The 20,388-nt window shown below is 54.0% G+C and carries 14 protein-coding genes; 10 read left to right on the forward strand and 4 right to left on the reverse strand.

The features are described from left to right. Window positions 1-249: 249 nt before the first annotated feature. The 3 genes from thiB to thiQ are packed head-to-tail and all read left to right on the forward strand — an operon-like array spanning window position 250 to window position 3,504. Entirely contained in the window at window positions 250-1,233 is a 984-nt protein-coding gene (gene thiB, locus BZK42_RS14795) for a thiamine ABC transporter substrate binding subunit (RefSeq protein ID WP_080859376.1), read from the forward strand. Then, complete coding sequence (gene thiP / locus BZK42_RS14800; RefSeq protein ID WP_080859377.1) at window positions 1,209-2,819, forward strand: thiamine/thiamine pyrophosphate ABC transporter permease ThiP; 1,611 nt, start codon at window positions 1,209-1,211, stop codon at window positions 2,817-2,819. The genes thiB and thiP overlap by 25 nt, the downstream gene beginning before the upstream one ends. After that, a complete protein-coding gene (gene thiQ / locus BZK42_RS14805) occupies window positions 2,803-3,504 on the forward strand; it encodes a thiamine ABC transporter ATP-binding protein ThiQ (RefSeq protein ID WP_016151677.1) in 702 nt (233 codons plus the stop codon). The genes thiP and thiQ overlap by 17 nt, the downstream gene beginning before the upstream one ends. Before the next feature lie 49 nt (window positions 3,505-3,553). Here thiQ and BZK42_RS14810 read toward each other — a convergent pair whose 3' ends face one another. Both BZK42_RS14810 and araC read right to left on the reverse strand, forming a co-directional pair. After that, window positions 3,554-4,321 carry a DedA family protein gene (locus tag BZK42_RS14810; RefSeq protein ID WP_016151676.1) on the reverse strand — a complete coding sequence of 256 codons (768 nt, stop codon included), beginning with the start codon at window positions 4,319-4,321 and terminating at the stop codon, window positions 3,554-3,556. Between the two features lie 119 nt (window positions 4,322-4,440). Further along, window positions 4,441-5,286, reverse strand: a complete 846-nt coding sequence (gene araC, locus BZK42_RS14815) for an arabinose operon transcriptional regulator AraC (RefSeq protein ID WP_003018834.1) — start codon at window positions 5,284-5,286, stop codon at window positions 4,441-4,443. Between the two features lie 339 nt (window positions 5,287-5,625). Here araC and araB point away from each other — a divergent pair, with 339 nt between their 5' ends. From araB to araD, 3 genes are read left to right on the forward strand one after another with little or no spacing between them, the layout of a single operon-like run. Beyond that, window positions 5,626-7,335, forward strand: a complete 1,710-nt coding sequence (gene araB, locus BZK42_RS14820; protein WP_080859378.1) for a ribulokinase — start codon at window positions 5,626-5,628, stop codon at window positions 7,333-7,335. A gap of 10 nt (window positions 7,336-7,345) precedes the next feature. Then, a complete protein-coding gene (araA, locus tag BZK42_RS14825) occupies window positions 7,346-8,848 on the forward strand; it encodes an L-arabinose isomerase (RefSeq protein WP_016155678.1) in 1,503 nt (500 codons plus the stop codon). A gap of 57 nt (window positions 8,849-8,905) precedes the next feature. After that, window positions 8,906-9,601: an L-ribulose-5-phosphate 4-epimerase gene (gene araD / locus BZK42_RS14830; protein WP_047498360.1), complete on the forward strand. Its 696-nt coding sequence runs from the start codon at window positions 8,906-8,908 to the stop codon at window positions 9,599-9,601. Between the two features lie 44 nt (window positions 9,602-9,645). Here araD and BZK42_RS14835 read toward each other — a convergent pair whose 3' ends face one another. After that, the gene (locus tag BZK42_RS14835; protein WP_016155677.1) at window positions 9,646-10,029 is read right to left on the reverse strand and encodes a DUF4751 family protein; all 384 of its coding nucleotides are present in this window, start codon (window positions 10,027-10,029) and stop codon (window positions 9,646-9,648) included. Window positions 10,030-10,629: 600 nt separating this feature from the next. On the opposite strand from BZK42_RS14835, the gene polB reads away from it, so the two are divergent. The 3 genes from polB to rluA all read left to right on the forward strand — a co-directional run bounded on the left by polB (window position 10,630) and on the right by rluA (window position 16,736). Next, complete coding sequence (gene polB, locus BZK42_RS14845; RefSeq protein WP_080859379.1) at window positions 10,630-12,981, forward strand: DNA polymerase II; 2,352 nt, start codon at window positions 10,630-10,632, stop codon at window positions 12,979-12,981. A gap of 177 nt (window positions 12,982-13,158) precedes the next feature. Next, complete coding sequence (gene rapA, locus BZK42_RS14850) at window positions 13,159-16,065, forward strand: RNA polymerase-associated protein RapA (RefSeq protein WP_080859380.1); 2,907 nt, start codon at window positions 13,159-13,161, stop codon at window positions 16,063-16,065. 11 nt (window positions 16,066-16,076) lie between these two features. After that, the gene (rluA, locus tag BZK42_RS14855) at window positions 16,077-16,736 is read left to right on the forward strand and encodes a bifunctional tRNA pseudouridine(32) synthase/23S rRNA pseudouridine(746) synthase RluA (RefSeq protein WP_016151668.1); all 660 of its coding nucleotides are present in this window, start codon (window positions 16,077-16,079) and stop codon (window positions 16,734-16,736) included. Between the two features lie 95 nt (window positions 16,737-16,831). On the opposite strand, the gene djlA is transcribed toward rluA, so the two are convergent. Beyond that, the gene (djlA, locus tag BZK42_RS14860) at window positions 16,832-17,647 is read right to left on the reverse strand and encodes a co-chaperone DjlA (protein WP_046276044.1); all 816 of its coding nucleotides are present in this window, start codon (window positions 17,645-17,647) and stop codon (window positions 16,832-16,834) included. Window positions 17,648-17,990: 343 nt separating this feature from the next. On the opposite strand from djlA, the gene lptD reads away from it, so the two are divergent. Further along, a complete protein-coding gene (lptD, locus tag BZK42_RS14865; RefSeq protein WP_080859381.1) occupies window positions 17,991-20,351 on the forward strand; it encodes an LPS assembly protein LptD in 2,361 nt (786 codons plus the stop codon). Window positions 20,352-20,388: the final 37 nt, after the last annotated feature.

Genomic DNA, 20,388 nt, shown 5'->3' on the forward strand with positions numbered 1-20,388 from the left:
GGAGCATAGATAACTATGTGACTGGGGTGAGCGACAAATCTGCCGGGAGCAGATTTGAACGCTGCTTGCAGCGGCCCCGAAGGGGCGAGGCCCGGAGATGGGCCGAGTAACGCAGCCAACACAGAGGCAGCGTGAATGATGAAGTGTATGGGCTGAGAGATACCCGTCGAACCTGATCCGGATAATGCCGGCGAAGGGATTTGAGGCTGCAACTCAAGTCCTTTGCCACCCAACTTTATGAGGTGCAAAGTGTTTAAAAAATGTCTTCCGCTTTTACTGCTGTGCGCAGCGCCTGCTTTCGCCAAACCTGTACTGACCGTATATACCTACGACTCGTTCGCAGCTGACTGGGGCCCGGGCCCGACAATAAAAAAAGCCTTTGAAGCTGACTGCAACTGTGAACTGAAACTGGTCGCGCTGGAAGATGGCGTCTCGCTGCTTAACCGCCTGCGCATGGAAGGAAAAAACAGTAAAGCTGACGTCGTACTGGGCCTCGATAACAACCTTCTGGAAGCCGCCACCCAAACCAAACTGTTTGCCAAAAGCGGTGTAGCAAGTGAAGCCGTAAACGTGCCCGGCGGCTGGAAAAACGATACCTTCGTTCCGTTTGATTACGGCTATTTCGCCTTCGTTTATGATAAGAACAAGCTGAAGAATCCGCCCAAAAGCCTGAAAGAACTGGTAGAGAGCGATCAAAAATGGCGCGTCATTTATCAGGACCCGCGTACCAGCACGCCGGGGCTGGGCCTGCTGCTATGGATGCAGAAAGTCTATGGCGATAAGGCGCCGGAGGCCTGGCGCGCGCTTTCGGCAAAAACCGTCACGGTCACCAAGGGCTGGAGTGAAGCCTACGGCCTGTTCCTGAAAGGCGAAAGCGATCTGGTACTCAGCTACACCACCTCCCCGGCCTATCACATCATCGCCGAGAAAAAAGACAACTACGCCGCAGCCAACTTTAGCGAAGGCCACTATTTGCAAGTGGAAGTCGCCGCCCGTACTGCGGCCAGCAAACAGCCGGAACTGGCCGAGAAATTCCTCAAGTTTATGGTGTCTCCAGCCTTCCAGAATGCGATTCCGACCGGCAACTGGATGTATCCGGTAACCCCGGTCGCCCTGCCTTCTGGATTCGAGCAACTGAATAAGCCAGCCACCGCGCTGGAATTTACGCCGCAGCAGGTTGCGGCTCAACGCCAGGCATGGATTAGCGAATGGCAACGCGCCGTCAGCCGTTAATTTCCGGCTGGCTGGTTCCAGGGCTTACCGCCGCCACGCTGATGGTGGCCGTTGCCCTGGCCGCGTTTCTGGCGCTGTGGTTTAACGCCCCACGGGGGGAGTGGCTCTCACTGTGGCAAGACGACTACCTGTGGCACGTGGTGCGCTTTTCTTTCTGGCAGGCTTTTTTATCCGCAGTGTTGTCGGTCATCCCGGCGATTTTCCTTGCCAGAGCGCTCTATCGCCGCCGTTTTCCAGGACGACTGGCGCTGCTGCGCCTGTGCGCGATGACGTTAATCCTGCCAGTGCTGGTCGCGGTCTTCGGTATTCTTAGCGTGTACGGTCGTCAGGGCTGGCTGGCCTCGATCTGGCATACATTCGGGCTGGAATGGACGTTTTCGCCGTACGGTCTGCAGGGCATTCTGCTGGCGCACGTCTTTTTCAATCTGCCGATGGCCAGTCGTCTGCTGTTGCAGTCGCTGGAGAATATTCCCGGCGAACAGCGACAGTTAGCCGCTCAGTTGGGTCTGCGCGGCTGGCATTTCTTCCGCTTTGTTGAATGGCCGTGGCTGCGTCGGCAAATTCTTCCCGTCGCGGCGCTCATCTTTATGCTCTGTTTCGCCAGCTTCGCCACTGTTTTGTCACTGGGCGGTGGACCGCAGGCCACAACCATCGAGCTGGCGATTTATCAGGCGCTGAACTTTGATTACGATCCCGCCCGCGCCGCCATGCTGGCGTTGATCCAGATGGTTTGTTGTTTAGCGCTGGTGCTCTTCAGCCAACGTCTGAGCCGCGCCATCGCCCCCGGTACCACGCTGGTTCAGGGCTGGCGCGATCCCGACGATCATCTGCACAGCCGCCTGGCAGACGCACTGCTGATTATTCTGGCCCTGCTGCTACTGCTGCCGCCGCTGCTGGCGGTAATTGTCGATGGTATTAACCGCCATATGCTGGATGTTCTTAAGCAACCTGTACTGTGGCACGCACTGGGAACCTCGCTGCGCATTGCGCTGGCGGCAGGTGCGTTGTGCGTAGTTCTCACCATGATGCTGTTATGGAGCAGTCGTGAACTGCGTGCCCGACAGCAGGTGCTGGCGGGTCAGATGCTGGAACTTAGCGGCATGATGATCCTCGCCATGCCGGGCATCGTGCTGGCAACCGGCTTCTTTCTGCTGCTCAATAACACCATTGGACTCCCCGAATCAGCCGACGGCATTGTCATTTTTACCAATGCGCTGATGGCGATCCCTTACGCGCTGAAGGTGCTGGAAAACCCAATGCGGGACGTCACCACCCGCTACAGTATGTTGTGCCAGTCGTTGGGAATTGAGGGATGGTCGCGCCTGAAAGTGGTTGAACTGCGCGCCCTGAAGCGCCCGCTGGCGCAGGCGATGGCTTTTGCCTGCGTGCTGTCGATTGGCGATTTTGGCGTGGTTGCGCTATTCGGTAATGAGGATTTCCGCACCCTGCCGTTTTATTTATATCAGCAGATTGGCTCTTATCGCAGTCAGGATGGCGCAGTTACGGCGTTATTGCTGCTGATCCTGTGCTTTACGCTGTTTACTGTTATTGAGAAATTGCCGGGTCGAAATGTTAAAACTGATTGATATCACATGGCTTTATCACCATTTGCCGATGCGCTTTACGCTGTCGATCGCACGCGGTGAGCAGGTCGCGATCCTCGGGCCCAGCGGCGCCGGGAAAAGTACGCTGCTGAATCTGATCGCCGGCTTTCTCACGCCTGCCAGCGGTACCATGTTGATTGAAGGTGAAGATCACACCGCCACGCCTCCATCACGTCGCCCCGTTTCGATGCTGTTTCAGGAAAATAACCTGTTCAGCCACCTGAGCGTGCAGCAAAACATCGGCCTGGGCCTTAACCCGGGATTGAAGCTGAACGCATCGCAGCGGGAGAAAATGCATCACATCGCCCAGCAAATGGGGATTGACTCACTGCTGGAGCGCCTCCCCGGTGAGCTTTCCGGCGGTCAGCGACAGCGCGTAGCGCTGGCGCGTTGCCTGGTGCGGGAACAACCCATTTTGCTGCTTGATGAACCGTTCTCTGCGCTCGATCCCGCCCTGCGCCAGGAGATGTTAACGCTGGTTGCTGAAGTCTGTCGCGATAAACAGCTTACCTTACTGATGGTGTCCCACAGTGTAGAAGATGCGGCGCGAATTGCGTCCCGTTCGATTGTGGTCGCCGACGGGCGCATCGCCTGGCAGGGCAAAACGGATGAGTTATTAAGCGGTCAGGCCAGCGCCTCGACGCTCTTGGGCATCAAAGCCGAGTGATTGATTTCCCAGGCCGGATAAGCGTCAGCGCCATCCGGCAAAAGAATCGTCAGAAACCCACGACTTTACGCAGAATATCAATATACACCGGCATCAGCGGATGGCGCAGTAACGCCACCAGCGCGACCACGCCGATCCCAAGCGTCAACGGCGCCAGATACAGTAAACGGCTGCGGGGGAAATACGCGGTTAAGCGATCGACTGCCGCTTTGCCGCTACGCCACAGTCGCCAGCAAAACCAGCCCCCTACCCATAGCAACAGCGCCGTCGCCAGCAGCAACCATTTAAAATCCCCGCTCTGCATCTCAGAAGGAATATCAATTGCCGCCCCCGCCAGGATCCCCGGCAGGAAGTAGAACGGCGGCCACAGCACGCAGCCAATAATATTCGGGACGATAAATTTAGCGACAGGCAGATCCAGCATGCCCGCCACCATTGGCACCAGCGGACGCGTCGGTCCCACAAAACGCCCCACCAGAATGGTAAACATGCTGTGCTGATGCAGCGCGTGCTCGGTTTTATCCAGCAACGCCTTGTTCTTTTTCATGAACGACCAACGGTGCAGCGGCTTTTTAAAGCGCCAGCCCAACCAGAAAGAGATCCAGTCCCCCAACAGGCAACCAATGATGCCCGCAAGCCAGGCATGCCAGAAGTTCAGTTCGCCACTGCCAATCAGCGCCCCCAGCCCCGCCATCATCACGGTACCGGGCAGAATCAGACCAACCAGCGCCAGCGACTCCAGAAAGGCCACCAGCAGTACGGCGATCAGGGAGTACAGGGCGGACTGAAGAATAAAGTGTTCCAGCAATGCTTGCATAATGTGTCCGTCAGATTTACGAAGCAGGGATTTTGATAACCCGTCTCAACTTCGTCAAGCCATCAATTGTCTGAATAGATTGCGAGTTATGACAACTTTCAGGACACATCATTCACTTTTTATTCACATCCGGCGCGAAACTCGCTCGGACTGGCGCCGGTACATTTTTTGAAAACGCGAGAAAAATAGAGCTGATCGTCAAAGCCAACATTGCGCCCTACCGTAGCAATGGGCATACGAGTGGTACTCAGCAATAGCTTGGCCTGGCTGATACGCTGATCCTCGCGCCAGCTTAATACGCTGATACCCAACTGCTGACGGAACAGATGCGACAAACGGGAAGGCGACAGGCAGACGTGCTGTGCGACGCTGGCAATATCAAAATTACTGTCCGCCAGGTGATCGCTGATGTACTGGCAGGCGTCGCGCACGCGGTTGTCCATGGGGGGATGCAGCGATTCATTAATGGCTTCCATACGTCGGAGCAATAACTGCTCCAGTAAATTAATCGCCAGCAGTTCGGAATAGCGACCTTCTCCCTGCCCGGCGTTGATTATCTGCCCAAACAGTTCGTTAAAATGCGGCTGATGTGCTTCATCCGGGCGAAAGAATCCAGTCTGGGCAAAAATGGCCGGCCAGGTCAGCCACTCCTGCCAGTAGGCGCGTGGGCGAAAGTAAACCCACTGGTGATACCACTCGCTGGCATCAGGATGGCGTCCGTAGTGGTGAATTTCTCCGGGCGGAAACAGCAAAATATCGCCAGGCCGGCAGACAAATTGTTTGCCCTGATTATTGATAACCCCTTCGCCACGGATAGTGAGATTGAGGATATAGCCCTTCATACCCAGCGGCCTGTCGATAAAAAAATCCAGGTATCCGTTCGCCTCGATGGGGGTTAATCCGGCCACCAAATGCGCATTAAACGAATAGCCTGGCAGCAGGGGATCGTTTTGCGTTTCAGCCATAATTTCAATACTCCCTATGTTCTGCTAAGAAACAATTTGTCCATATTACGCCAGACATCATTGCCGTCGCCCCTGCGGGCCGCTGTGTTTGCGGTAATGGACCATCAACCCCGCTTGTGAAAAGCACTTTGTAAAAAATATGTACTGCGCCAACGTTAAAATCGGCTAACAAAAGTGTCTATAACTACGGCAGAAATGTCCACATTGATTATTTGCACGGCGTCACACTTTGTGATGCCACAGCATTTTAGTCCATAAGATTAGCGAATCCTGCCTGACGGTTTTTATCCCTACTAACTACTGTTTATCCATACCCGTATTTTTGGATGGAGTAAGACGATGGCGATTGCAATTGGCCTCGATTTTGGCAGTGATTCAGTACGCGCTTTGGCAGTGGAATGTGCCACCGGTGAAGAAATCGCCACCAGCGTAGAGTGGTACCCACGTTGGCAGGAAGGACAGTATTGCGATGGCCCAAACAACCAGTTTCGCCATCATCCACGCGACTACATTGAATCAATGGAAGCGGCGCTGAAAACCGTGCTGGCCGAACTGAGCGTTAAACAGCGTGCGGAAGTGGTCGGGATTGGCGTTGACAGCACCGGTTCAACCCCGGCCCCCATCGATGCCGACGGCAACGTACTGGCGTTGCGTCCGGAGTTCGCTGAAAACCCAAATGCAATGTTTATCCTGTGGAAAGATCACACCTCAGTAGAAGAAGCTGAAGAAATTACCCGTCTGTGCCACACACCGGGCAAGATCGATTACTCCCGCTATATCGGCGGTATTTATTCCAGCGAATGGTTCTGGGCCAAAATCCTGCATGTGACCCGTCAGGACCACGCGGTTGCCGAGGCCGCGGTTTCGTGGATTGAACTGTGCGACTGGGTTCCGGCCCTGCTCTCTAATACCGTACGTCCACAGGATATTCGTCGCGGTCGCTGCAGCGCCGGGCATAAATCACTGTGGCATGAAAGCTGGGGTGGTCTACCGCCAGCCAGTTTCTTTGACGAACTCGACCCCATCCTCAACCGCCATCTGCAATACCCGATGTTTACCGATACCTTCACAGCCGACCTGCCGGTTGGCACCCTGTGCGCCGAGTGGGCGCAGCGTCTGGGACTACCGGAAAGCGTGGTGATTGCAGGCGGCGCTTTTGACTGCCATATGGGCGCGGTCGGCGCGGGCGCACAGCCCAATACGCTGGTGAAAGTCATTGGCACGTCGACCTGCGACATTCTGATTGCTGACAAACACAGCGTCGGCGAGCGCGCGGTGAAAGGCATTTGCGGCCAGGTTGATGGCAGCGTGGTGCCGCATTTTATTGGCCTCGAGGCAGGCCAGTCCGCGTTCGGCGATATCTATGCCTGGTTTAGCCGTGTGCTGAGCTGGCCGCTGGAGCAGCTTGCCGCGCAACACCCGGAGCTGAAGACCCAGATTAAAGCCAGCCAAAAACAGCTGCTACCAGCGCTAACCGAAGCCTGGGCGAGAAATCCGTCGCTGGATCACCTGCCGGTGGTGCTCGACTGGTTCAACGGTCGCCGTACGCCCAATGCCAACCAGCGTTTGAAAGGAGTGATTACCGATCTGAATCTGGCAACCGACGCGCCAGCGCTGTTCGGCGGTCTGATTGCCGCCACCGCCTTTGGTGCACGCGCCATCATGGAATGCTTCACCGAACAAGGCATTGCGGTTAACAACGTAATGGCGCTAGGCGGCATCGCCCGTAAAAATCCGGTCATCATGCAGGCCTGCTGTGACGTGCTCAACCGTCCGCTACAGATTGTCGCTTCAGACCAGTGCTGCGCACTCGGTGCAGCTATCTTTGCCGCCGTTGCCGCGAAAGTACACACCGATATCCCAGCCGCTCAGCAACAGATGGCAAGCGCCGTGGAAAACACGCTGCAACCTCGACCAGAGCAGGCTCAACGTTTTGAACAGCTTTACCGCCGCTACCAGCAGTGGGCGGTTAGCGCTGAACAACAATACCTTCCGACTGCCGCTCCGGCGCAACAAACCCCGGTAGACCAGGCAACCCTGACACATTAAGGACACGACAATGACGATTTTTGATAACTATGAAGTGTGGTTTGTGATTGGTAGCCAGCATCTGTATGGCCCTGAAACCCTGCGTCAGGTAACCCAACATGCCGAGCACGTCGTTAACGCGCTGAATACTGAAGCTAAACTGCCCTGCAAACTGGTTTTAAAACCGCTGGGTACTTCACCTGACGAGATTACCGCTATTTGTCGTGACGCTAACTACGATGATCGCTGCGCAGGTCTGGTGGTCTGGCTGCACACTTTCTCTCCGGCCAAAATGTGGATTAACGGTCTGACTATCCTCAACAAGCCGCTGATGCAATTCCATACCCAGTTCAACGCCGCCCTGCCGTGGGACAGCATTGATATGGACTTTATGAACCTGAACCAGACCGCGCACGGCGGCCGTGAATTCGGCTTCATCGGCGCACGTATGCGTCAGCAGCACGCCGTGGTCACCGGTCACTGGCAGGACAAACAAGCGCACGAACGCATTGGCTCCTGGATGCGCCAGGCCGTGTCCAAACAGGATACCCGCCATCTGAAAGTCTGCCGTTTTGGCGACAACATGCGTGAAGTCGCGGTCACCGATGGCGATAAAGTCGCTGCGCAGATCAAATTCGGCTTCTCGGTAAATACCTGGGCCGTAGGCGATCTGGTGCAGGTAGTGAACTCCATTAGCGACGGCGAAATCAACGCGCTAATCGATGAGTATGAAAGCACCTACACCATGACGGCGGCAACGCAAGTCCACGGTGAGAAACGTCAAAACGTACTGGAAGCGGCCCGTATTGAACTGGGGATGAAGCGCTTCCTGGAACAGGGCGGATTCCACGCCTTTACCACGACATTTGAAGATTTACACGGCCTGAAACAGCTCCCGGGTCTGGCCGTACAGCGTCTGATGCAGCAAGGCTACGGCTTTGCGGGCGAAGGCGACTGGAAAACCGCCGCTCTGCTTCGCATCATGAAGGTGATGTCAACCGGTCTGCAGGGCGGCACCTCATTTATGGAGGATTACACCTACCACTTCGAGAAAGGCAACGATCTGGTGCTCGGCTCGCACATGCTGGAAGTGTGCCCGTCCATCGCGGTGGAAGATAAACCGATCCTCGATGTTCAGCATCTCGGCATTGGTGGTAAAGACGATCCCGCTCGTTTGATCTTCAACACCAAAACTGGCCCGGCAGTCGTTGCCAGCCTGATCGATCTTGGCGATCGCTATCGTCTGCTGGTTAACTGCATCGACACGGTTCAAACACCGCACTCCCTGCCGAAACTGCCGGTGGCTAACGCATTGTGGAAAGCCCAGCCTGATCTGCCGACCGCATCTGAAGCCTGGATCCTGGCCGGTGGCGCGCACCACACCGTCTTCAGCCACGCGCTGGATCTGAACGATATGCGCCAGTTCGCTGAAATGCACGATATCGAGATCGCCGTGATCGACAACGATACCCGCCTGCCGGCCTTTAAGGACGCGCTGCGCTGGAACGACGTCTATTACGGTTTTAAACGTTAATTATGTTGTTGCCGGATGGCTCTGCGCTTGCCCGCCATCCGGCACAGAGGAATCAACATGTTAGAAGATCTCAAACGTCAGGTGCTGGAAGCCAATCTGGCGTTGCCTAAGCACCACCTGGTTACCTTGACCTGGGGGAACGTGAGTGCCGTCGATCGCGAGCGCGGCGTGTTTGTGATAAAACCTTCCGGGGTCGATTACAGCGTTATGACCGCAGAAGATATGGTCGTAGTCAGTATCGCCACCGGTGAGGTTGTAGAAGGTGCGAAGAAACCCTCCTCTGATACCCCAACGCACCGTCTGCTGTATCAGGCATTCCCGACCATTGGCGGCATTGTTCATACCCATTCGCGTCATGCGACCATCTGGGCGCAGGCGGGCCAGTCGATTCCAGCCACGGGTACCACTCATGCGGACTATTTCTACGGATCGATTCCCTGCACACGGAAAATGACCGAGGAAGAAATCAACGGCGAATATGAGTGGGAAACCGGTAACGTGATCGTTGAAACCTTTGAGAAACAAGGCATTGACGCTTCGCAGATGCCTGGCGTGCTGGTGCACTCTCACGGTCCGTTTGCGTGGGGAAAAAACGCCGAAGATGCGGTACACAACGCCATCGTGCTGGAAGAAGTCGCCTACATGGGGATCTTCTGTCGCCAGCTCGCGCCGCAATTGCCGGATATGCAGCAAACCCTGTTAGATAAACACTACCTGCGTAAACACGGCGCAAAAGCCTACTACGGCCAGTGAAAACAATCTGAGCGCGCCCGAAATCTCGGTGGCGCGCTCTCTGGTTATTCCTTTATATATTCCGCAAACGCACTTCGATACACACAGTTATTAGCACAAACGTATTTAATCACGTTGTCATAATGTCCCTGCGCCTCTTCACCATCCAGTGAATGAAAGAAAATGTAATCTGTAATCGTTGACTGCCAGCGCTGTCCATTCAACAGATAATTAATCACCGTATCACGATGACCATTTATTCTGTCATGCCCTTGCCAGTGAAAGAAAGCATTCCCACGTTCAATAACCTCAGTACGCCAAATTTGACCTGACCACGTTCTATACTCAATATATTGACTTACTGATTTAATAGTAGGGTTAGATAACTGAGTATTAACAAATAAATAGTGATCATATCCTACCTGTAACGCCTGAGTATAAATATCCATAATAGGCCTCCATAACACTACGCACCCAAACTATTGATATAAAACACCCGAGCTATCAGATGAATAAAATTATATTCAGCGATAAAAATCAAATTATACAGAGAGATATTCCCGACGAAATCGAACCGAAAATCCGTTTTTATCCAGACAATAGCAAGCCATAAAAATATATTATATTCAATCTGGTAACCCGAGTGTTTGATTAAAATAGTTACACTAACCATGAATAAAAACAAATAAAAAAAATAACCATTTTTCCTGAACCGAGGGATGAGTAACAAAACCGTACGAGCACGATTCCGAAAATGACATAAAAATCCTGAAACGGACTTCCAATTTATGAAACAAATATAATTACAAAAGAATAATAGATACAAATAGCCATGACAGGCCAATAAAATAATTAAAGGAAGAGTTTTCAATTAAGGCATTCATTTATTAAATATCAAAGCCTATCCTGTAACACTTTTACTGCGGAGGGCATTTTACTGTTACTGTCACAATAACTTCCCGCAGCTCTCATTTTTAACTGTACAAAATAACAGTACAATCGTGTAAACCAGGCTATAATAATGCCTGGTTTTTTAATGGGTACGCAGCGTGGCGCAGGCAGGCTTTATTTTAACCCGGCACTGGCGGGACACCCCGCAGGGAACTGAGGTCACATTCTGGCTGGCTACGGACGACGGGCCGCTACAGGTCACGCTCGCGCCTCAGGAGTCGGTCGCGTTTATTCCTGTCAGTCAGGTTCCTCGCGTAGCGTCATTATTACGCAATGAAAACGGCTATCGTCTGACGCCGCTGCAATTGCAAGACTTCCACCGCCAGCCCGTTTCCGGCCTGTATTGCCGCTCACATCGCCAGCTCATGCGGCTGGAAAAGCTGCTGCGTGAAAACGCAATTACCGTCTACGAGGCCGACGTGCGTCCGCCGGAACGGTATCTGATGGAGCGTTTTATCACCTCACCTGTGTGGGTTGAAGGCGACAGACACAACGGTACGCTGGTCAATGCCCGATTGAAGCCAAACCCTGACTATCGACCGCCGCTGAAATGGGTCTCGCTGGATATCGAAACCACGCGCCACGGCGAACTCTACTGTATCGGCCTTGAAGGCTGTGGGCAGCGTATTGTCTACATGCTCGGTCCGGCAAACGGCGATGCCTCAGCGCTGGATTTTGAACTTGAATATGTCGCAAGCCGCCCGCAGTTACTGGAAAAGCTCAACGACTGGATTGCCCGTCACGATCCTGATGTGGTAATCGGCTGGAACGTCGTGCAATTCGATTTACGCGTCCTGCAAAAGCATGCTGAACGTTACCGCATTCCCCTGCGTTTTGGCCGTGACAATAGCGAGCTGGAGTGGCGCGAACATGGCTTCAAAAACGGCGTATTCTTCGCGCAGGCTAAAGGTCGCCTGATTATCGACGGCATTGAGGCGCTTAAATCCGCATTCTGGAATTTCTCATCCTTTTCGCTGGAAACGGTGTCACAGGAGCTGCTGGGCGAAGGGAAGTCGATAGATAATCCCTGGGACAGGATGGACGAAATAGATCGCCGGTTTGCCCAGGATAAGCCCGCACTCGCCACCTACAATCTCAAAGACTGTGAGCTGGTCACGCGTATTTTTCATAAAACCGAGATCATGCCATTTTTGCTGGAACGATCGACGGTAAACGGCCTGCCGGTCGACCGGCACGGCGGTTCCGTTGCCGCCTTCGGCCATCTCTACCTACCGCGAATGCACCGGGCGGGCTATGTGGCACCGAATCTGGGGGAGGTTCCCGCGCACGCCAGCCCCGGTGGCTACGTGATGGACTCGCGCCCGGGTTTGTACGACTCCGTGCTGGTGCTGGATTACAAAAGCCTGTACCCGTCAATTATTCGTACTTTTTTGATCGATCCAGTGGGACTTATCGAAGGGATGGCACAGCCGGATCGGGAACACAGTACCGAGGGGTTCCTTGACGCCTGGTTCTCACGCGAAAAGCACTGTCTGCCGGAAATTGTTACCCAGATCTGGCATGGGCGCGATGAAGCCAAACGCCGCGGCAATAAGCCGCTCTCACAGGCGCTGAAAATCATCATGAACGCGTTTTACGGCGTGCTTGGCACCACCGCCTGCCGCTTTTTCGACCCGAGGCTGGCTTCGTCTATCACCATGCGCGGTCACGCGATCATGCGTCAGACCAAAGCGCTGATTGAGGCTCAGGGTTACGACGTCATCTATGGCGACACCGACTCCACCTTTGTCTGGCTTAAAAAGGCGCACTCGGAAGACGATGCGGCCCGGATTGGTCGGGAGCTGGTAAGCTATGTCAACAACTGGTGGGCGCAATCGCTGAAGCAGCAAAACCTGACCAGCGCGCTGGAGCTGGAATTTGAAACCCACTTTTGTCGCTTTCTGATGCCGACGATTCGCGGTGCAGATACCGGCAGCAAAAAACGCTACGCCGGAATGATTCAGTCAGGTGCTGAGCAACGCATGGTCTTTAAAGGTCTGGAAACGGTACGAACCGACTGGACGCCGCTGGCCCAGCAGTTTCAGCAGGAGCTGTACCTGCGAATTTTTCGTAACGAGCCTTATCAAGAGTTTGTTCGCGAGACTATCGACCGTCTGATGGCGGGTGAACTGGATGAACACCTGGTGTACCGCAAACGCCTGCGCCGCCCGTTGAGCGAATACCAGCGGAATGTTCCGCCGCACGTTCGCGCCGCGCGGCTCGCCGATGAGCAGAACGTCAAACTGGGGCGTCCGCAGCAGTATCAGAATCGTGGCACGATTAAATATGTCTGGACGATAAATGGACCTGAACCTGTTGATTATCAGCTATCTGCACTTGATTACGAGCATTATCTGACCCGCCAGATCCAGCCGGTTGCCGAGGGAATTCTTCCCTTTATTGACGATAATTTTGCTACACTACTCACAGGACAACTGGGGTTATTTTGACGCGTGACGAAACCGCCGCCATCCAGTACCATAGCGCCCTTTCCATTCCTGGACCCATTTAACACCCCTACCACTGATTTATTAGCCTGGTAGCGGGGTCGTATGCTCTCAATAACGGGGACTAGCCCGGAAAATGACGAGTATTGCCTGCAATTAAAGATATAGAGCCGAACATATATGCCTTTTACACTTGGTCAACGCTGGATCAGCGATACAGAAAGCGAATTGGGACTTGGTACTGTTGTCGCCATGGATGCGCGAACCGTCACTTTACTTTTCTCATCGACGGGTGAAAACCGTCTGTATGCGCGCAGTGATTCCCCCGTGACCCGCGTGATGTTCAATCCTGGTGACACGATCACGAGCCATGAAGGCTGGCAACTGCATGTCGATGAAGTAAAAGAAGAAAACGGCCTGCTTGCCTATATCGGAACCCGCCTTGATACCGAAGAAACCGGTGTAACGCTGCGTGAAGTGCTGCTCGACAGCAAACTGGTTTTCAGTAAACCCCAGGATCGCCTGTTTGCCGGCCAGATTGACCGTATGGACCGCTTTGCGCTGCGCTATCGCGCACGTAAATTTCAGAGCGAACAGTACCGTATGCCGTGGAGTGGTTTGCGTGGTCAACGTACCAGCCTGATCCCCCACCAGCTCAACATTGCCCATGATGTCGGCCGTCGTCATGCCCCTCGCGTGTTGCTGGCAGACGAAGTGGGTTTAGGTAAAACCATTGAAGCAGGGATGATCCTGCATCAACAACTGCTGTCAGGCGCCGCGGAGCGCGTTCTGATCATCGTCCCGGAGACGTTACAGCACCAGTGGCTGGTCGAAATGCTGCGTCGTTTCAACCTGCGCTTTGCGCTGTTTGATGATGAGCGTTATGCAGAAGCGCAGCACGATGCCTACAACCCGTTTGAAACCGAACAGTTGGTTATCTGTTCGCTGGACTTTGCCCGTCGCAGTAAACAGCGTCTGGAGCACCTGTGTGATGCCGAATGGGATCTGCTGATTGTCGATGAAGCCCATCACCTGGTGTGGAGCGAAGACGCGCCCAGCCGTGAATATATGGCCGTTGAACAGCTGGCAGAGCGCGTACCAGGCATCCTGCTGCTGACCGCAACGCCGGAACAGCTGGGCCTGGAAAGCCACTTTGCGCGCCTGCGTCTACTGGATCCAAGCCGCTTCCACGATTTCGCCCAGTTTGTTGAAGAACAGAAAAATTACCGTCCGGTCGCCGATGCCGTCGCCATGTTACTGGCTGGCAACAAGCTGAGTAACAATGAGCTGAACATGTTAGGTGACATGATTGGCGAACAGGACATTGAGCCGTTATTGCAGGCGGCAAACAGCGACAGCGAAGACGCCCAGAGCGCGCGTCAGGAGCTGGTTTCGATGCTGATGGACCGCCACGGCACCAGCCGCGTGCTGTTCCGAAATACCCGTAACGGTGTGAAAGGCTTCCCGAAACGCGAGCTGCATACCATCAAATTGCCGTTGCCAACCCAATACCAGACGGCCATTAAAGTCTCCGGCATTATGGGCGCGCGTAAGAGCGCGGAAGACCGCGCGCGCGACATGCTCTACCCGGAGCAGATTTATCAGGAATTCGAAGGCGACACCGGCACCTGGTGGAACTTTGACCCGCGCGTGGAATGGCTGATGGGCTACCTGACCAGCCACCGCTCGCAAAAAGTTCTGGTCATCTGTGCGAAAGCCACCACTGCGCTTCAGCTGGAGCAGGTTCTGCGCGAGCGCGAAGGTATCCGCGCCGCCGTATTCCATGAAGGGATGTCGATCATTGAACGTGACCGCGCTGCGGCCTGGTTTAGCGAAGAAGATAGCGGCGCCCAGGTGATGCTGTGCTCTGAAATCGGCTCCGAAGGGCGTAACTTCCAGTTCGCCAGCCATCTGGTGATGTTTGATCTGCCGTTCAATCCGGACCTGCTGGAACAGCGTATTGGCCGTCTGGACCGTATTGGTCAGGTGCATGATATCCAGATCCACGTTCCATACCTGGAAAAAACCGCGCAATCCGTGCTGGTGCGTTGGTACCACGAAGGTCTGGATGCGTTCGAACACACTTGCCCGACCGGACGTACCATCTATGACACGGTATATAACAATCTGATCGGCTACCTGGCTGAGCCAGAAAACACCGATGGCTTTGACGATCTGATCAAAACCTGTCGCGAACAGCATGACGCGCTGAAAGCACAGCTGGAGCAAGGTCGCGATCGCCTGCTGGAGATCCACTCTAACGGCGGCGAAAAAGCGCTGGCGCTGGCTGAGAGTATTGAAGAACAGGACGACGATACCAGCCTGATCGCCTTCGCCATGAACCTGTTTGTTATCGTTGGTATTAATCAGGATGACCGTGGCGACAATTTGATCGTGCTGACACCGTCCGATCATATGCTGGTGCCGGATTTCCCAGGGCTGCCGGAAGATGGCTGTACCATTACGTTTGAGCGTGATGTTGCCCTGTCGCGTGAAGACGCGCAGTTTATTACCTGGGAGCATCCGCTGATCCGTAATGGTCTGGATCTGATCCTCTCCGGCGACACCGGAAGCAGCACCATTTCTTTGCTGAAAAACAAAGCATTACCAGTCGGTACTCTGCTGGTTGAACTGGTCTACGTCGTTGAAGCGCAAGCGCCAAAACAGCTGCAGTTAAACCGCTTCCTGCCGCCAACCCCGGTACGCATGCTGCTGGACAAAAACGGCAACAACCTTGCCGCGCAGGTTGAATTCGAAACCTTTAACCGTCAGCTCAGTGCCGTTAACCGCCACACCGGCAGTAAACTGGTCAACGCCGTACAGCAGGATGTGCATGCCATTCTGCAACTCGGTGAAGCGCAGGTAGAAAAATCGGCCCGCGCGCTGATCGACGCGGCGCGTAAAGAGGCGGACGAGAAGCTGACGGCTGAACTCTCCCGTCTGGAAGCGCTGCGTGCCGTTAACCCGAACATCCGTGATGACGAACTCAGCGCCATTGAAAGCAATCGTCAGCTGGTGATGGAAAGCCTGGATCAGGCGGGATGGCGTCTGGATGCCCTGCGCCTGATCGTCGTGACGCATCAGTAACGGAGCCAGACATGGGGATGGAAAACTATAATCCGCCGCAGGAACCCTGGCTGGTTATCCTGTATCAGGATGAGCACATTATGGTGGTCAACAAGCCGAGCGGCTTGTTGTCCGTGCCGGGTCGTCTGGATGAACACAAAGACAGCGTGATGACGCGTATTCAGCGCGATTATCCGCAGGCTGAATCCGTACATCGTCTGGATATGGCAACCAGCGGCGTGATTGTAGTGGCGCTAACTAAAGCGGCAGAGCGCGAGCTAAAGCGCCAGTTTCGCGAACGCGAGCCGAAGAAACAGTATGTCGCACGCGTCTGGGGACATCCCGCTCCGGCCGAGGGGCTGGTTGATTTACCGCTGATTTGCGACTGGCCGAATCGGCCAAAGCAGAAAGTGTGTTATGAGACCGGAAAATCGGCGCAGACCGAGTATGAAGTGGTGGAGTTTGCGGAAGATAACACCGCCCGGGTCGTGCTCAAACCCATTACCGGACGCTCCCACCAGTTACGTGTGCATATGCTGGCATTAGGGCATCCGATCCTGGGCGACCGCTTCTACGCCCCGCCACAGGCCCTGGCGTTAGCGCCGCGCCTGCTGCTGCACGCAGAGATGTTAACTATCACGCATCCCGAATACGGCAACAGTATGACGTTTAAAGTTCCGGCAGATTTTTAAACGCAGGTCCCATTTAGGCCGGTGGGCTTCGCTTGCCCGGCCTACAGTCATTAACGTAGGCCGGATAAGGCGCTAGCTGCCACCCGGCATAACGATTATTTAAAACCTTTCTGTTCTTTAATTAACTCGTAAGCTTTTTGAATTTCCTGCGCTTTTTGCTTCGCCATTTCCATCATTTCTGGCGGCAGGCCTTTCGCCACCAGTTTGTCCGGATGGTGCTCGCTCATCAGCTTACGGTATGCGCGCTTAATGGTGGTCGCATCATCGGTCGCTTTCACACCCAGCACATTGCAGGCGTCTTCCAGCGTCGGACCGCGTTGCGTCTGCTGCCAGCCACCGCCGCCGGACTGCTGCTGATATCCGCCGCCAAACTGGGCGCCGCCCTGCATCATGCGCAGAAACTGATCAAACTGGGTACGTGAGATCCCCAACTCTTCAGCAATCACATACAGCACTTCACGCTCGTTCGGATGCAACGACCCATCGGCAAAAGCCGCCTGGATCTGAATCTCCAGAAACATGCGGATCAGATCGAAGCGACCAAAACAGACGCTGCGAAACTGACGCATTTTTTCACGTAATGGGTAATTGTCCGATTTTCCCACCCGGAAGGCATGTTGCGCGGCGGTACGCGAGTCGCCGTGCAAATTCATTCGATCCATCAATTGACTGGCGATATGGATATCGGCTTCCGTGACGCGACCTTTGGATTTGGTCAGATGCCCCATCACCTCAAAAGTGGTGGCAAAAAACAGCGCCTGGCGTTCACGCTGGTTGGCAAACCACGCCATTTTGCGCATGCGGGCTTTGTCGAACATGTGGCCAACTAACAGGCCCAGAACCACACCCCAGAAGCCGCCGCCCATCATTAAGGCCACGGCGACACCAATTATCTTTCCCCAATACTGCATAGACTCCCCAAATCTTTCTGCTCTCAGCCAGGATATGTCCCACAATATAAGGTGCTTTTACCGATTTACGGCTGCGGTCAATTGTGGGACATCGCCTATAATTTGCATTATCATACCTGTCATTCTATGCCGTGCCTAACACCACAAACGCTATACCCGTAGGATTTCGAGTTGCAATAAGGCGGCAACGCAGTGACCAATTCGTCTGAAACGAAGATGCAGCTTGAAAGGTGGCGGGATAAAATGGGCAGGATTAATACTAGCGAAGTGAAGATGAGATAAGTTAGGCTGTGACCGTTTGTCACGCGCGACGCTACTGATGATGGAACAATAAATACAACGTATGAAAAAACGTATTCCCACTCTTCTGGCCACCATGATTGCCAGCGCCCTCTATAGCCATCAGGGTCTGGCAGCCGATCTCGCCTCACAGTGTATGCTGGGCGTGCCAAGCTATGACCGTCCTCTGGTACAGGGCGAGACCAATGAATTACCCGTCACCATCACTGCTGACAACGCGAAAGGGAATTACCCGGATGACGCGGTGTTTACTGGCAATGTGGACATCGCACAGGGTAACAGCCGCCTGCAGGCCGACGAAGTGCAGCTTCATCAGAAGCAGGCAGAAGGCCAGCCGGAGCCAGTTCGTACCGTCGATGCGCTTGGCAATGTCCATTATGATGACAATCAGGTTATTCTGAAGGGGCCGAAGGGCTGGTCTAATCTGAATACCAAAGATACCAACATCTGGGAAGGTGATTATCAGATGGTAGGCCGTCAGGGGCGCGGAAAAGCCGATCTGATGAAGCAGCGTGGGGAAAACCGCTATACCATTCTGGAAAACGGTAGCTTCACCTCTTGTCTGCCAGGTTCCAATACCTGGAGCGTCGTCGGTAGCGAAGTCATTCACGACCGTGAAGAACAGGTCGCAGAGATCTGGAACGCCCGTTTTAAACTGGGTCCGGTTCCGGTATTTTACAGTCCTTATTTACAGTTACCCGTCGGCGATAAGCGTCGCTCTGGTTTCCTGATCCCGAACGCAAAATACTCTACCAATAACTATTTTGAGTTCTATCTCCCGTATTATTGGAACATTGCGCCCAATATGGACGCCACCATCACGCCGCATTATATGCACCGTCGTGGCGGTATCATGTGGGAGAACGAATTCCGCTACCTCACCCAGGCGGGCGCAGGTCTGATGGAGTTCGACTACCTGAATTCCGATAAAGTGTACGAGGATGAACATCCGAAGGATGACAATTCCCGCCGCTGGCTGTTCTACTGGCAGCACGCCGGTGTAATGGATCAGGTGTGGCGTTTTAACGTCGACTACACCAAGGTCAGTGACTCCAGCTACTTTAACGACTTTGACAACAAGTACGGTTCCAGTACCGACGGCTACGCCACGCAAAAATTCAGCGTCGGCTATGCGGTACAAAACTTTGATGCGACAGTTTCGACCAAGCAGTTCCAGGTCTTTGACGATCAGAACAACAGTAGCTATTCCGCTCAGCCGCAGTTAGACGTCAACTACTACCAGAATGATGTGGGTCCGTTTGACACCCGTATCTATGGTCAGGCAGTCCATTTCGTTAATACCAACGACAACATGCCGGAAGCAACGCGTGTTCACCTCGAACCGACCATCAACCTGCCATTGTCGAATAACTGGGGAAGTATCAATACCGAAGCTAAGCTGCTGGCTACGCACTATCAGCAGACTAACCTGGATTGGTACAACAGCAACCCGCGTAACGTTAACAAGCTTGATGATTCAGCCAACCGCGTCATGCCGCAGTTTAAAGTTGACGGCAAGATGATCTTCGAGCGCGATATGAACATGTTAGCGCCGGGCTATACCCAAACGCTGGAGCCCCGTGCGCAGTACCTGTATGTACCGTATCGCGACCAAAGTCATATCTATAACTATGACTCGTCCCTGCTGCAATCTGACTACAGCGGCCTGTTCCGTGATCGTACCTATGGCGGTCTGGACCGCATCGCGTCTGCCAACCAGGTAACGACCGGGGTCACATCTCGCGTTTATGATGACGCTGCCGTTGAACGTTTTAATATTTCTGTGGGTCAAATCTACTATTTCACCGAGTCTCGCACCGGCGATGACCATATCGAATGGGAGAATGACGACAAAACAGGCTCATTGGTATGGGCAGGTGACACCTACTGGCGCATCTCCGATCGCTGGGGTTTACGCAGTGGGATCCAGTACGATACCCGTCTGGACAGCATCGCAACCAGCAACAGCAGCATCGAATATCGTCGCGACGAAAACCGTATGCTGCAGCTGAACTACCGTTATGCCAGCCCGGAGTATATTCAGGCTGCAGTGCCTTCCCGTGATGTGACTAAACCACAATATGAAAACGGGATTTCACAGGTGGGCGCGGTAGCAAGCTTCCCGATCGCCGATCGCTGGTCGATTGTCGGGGCTTACTACTTTGATACCAACGTGAACAAAGAAGCAGATTCCATGCTGGGCCTGCAGTACAACTCCTGCTGTTACGCCATTCGCTTCGGCTACGAACGTAAGCTGAACGGCTGGGATGACAAACAGCAGCACGCGATTTATGACAACACGATCGGCTTTAATATCGAACTACGCGGCCTGAGTTCCAACTACGGTCTCGGCACCAACCAAATGTTGCGTTCGAACATTTTACCGTATCAAAGCTCTTTATGATCTGATTGATTTACAACGTAATCCGCTTTGCGGTTAA

Source organism: Citrobacter braakii, assembly GCF_002075345.1.
GTDB classification, from domain to species: domain Bacteria; phylum Pseudomonadota; class Gammaproteobacteria; order Enterobacterales; family Enterobacteriaceae; genus Citrobacter; species Citrobacter braakii.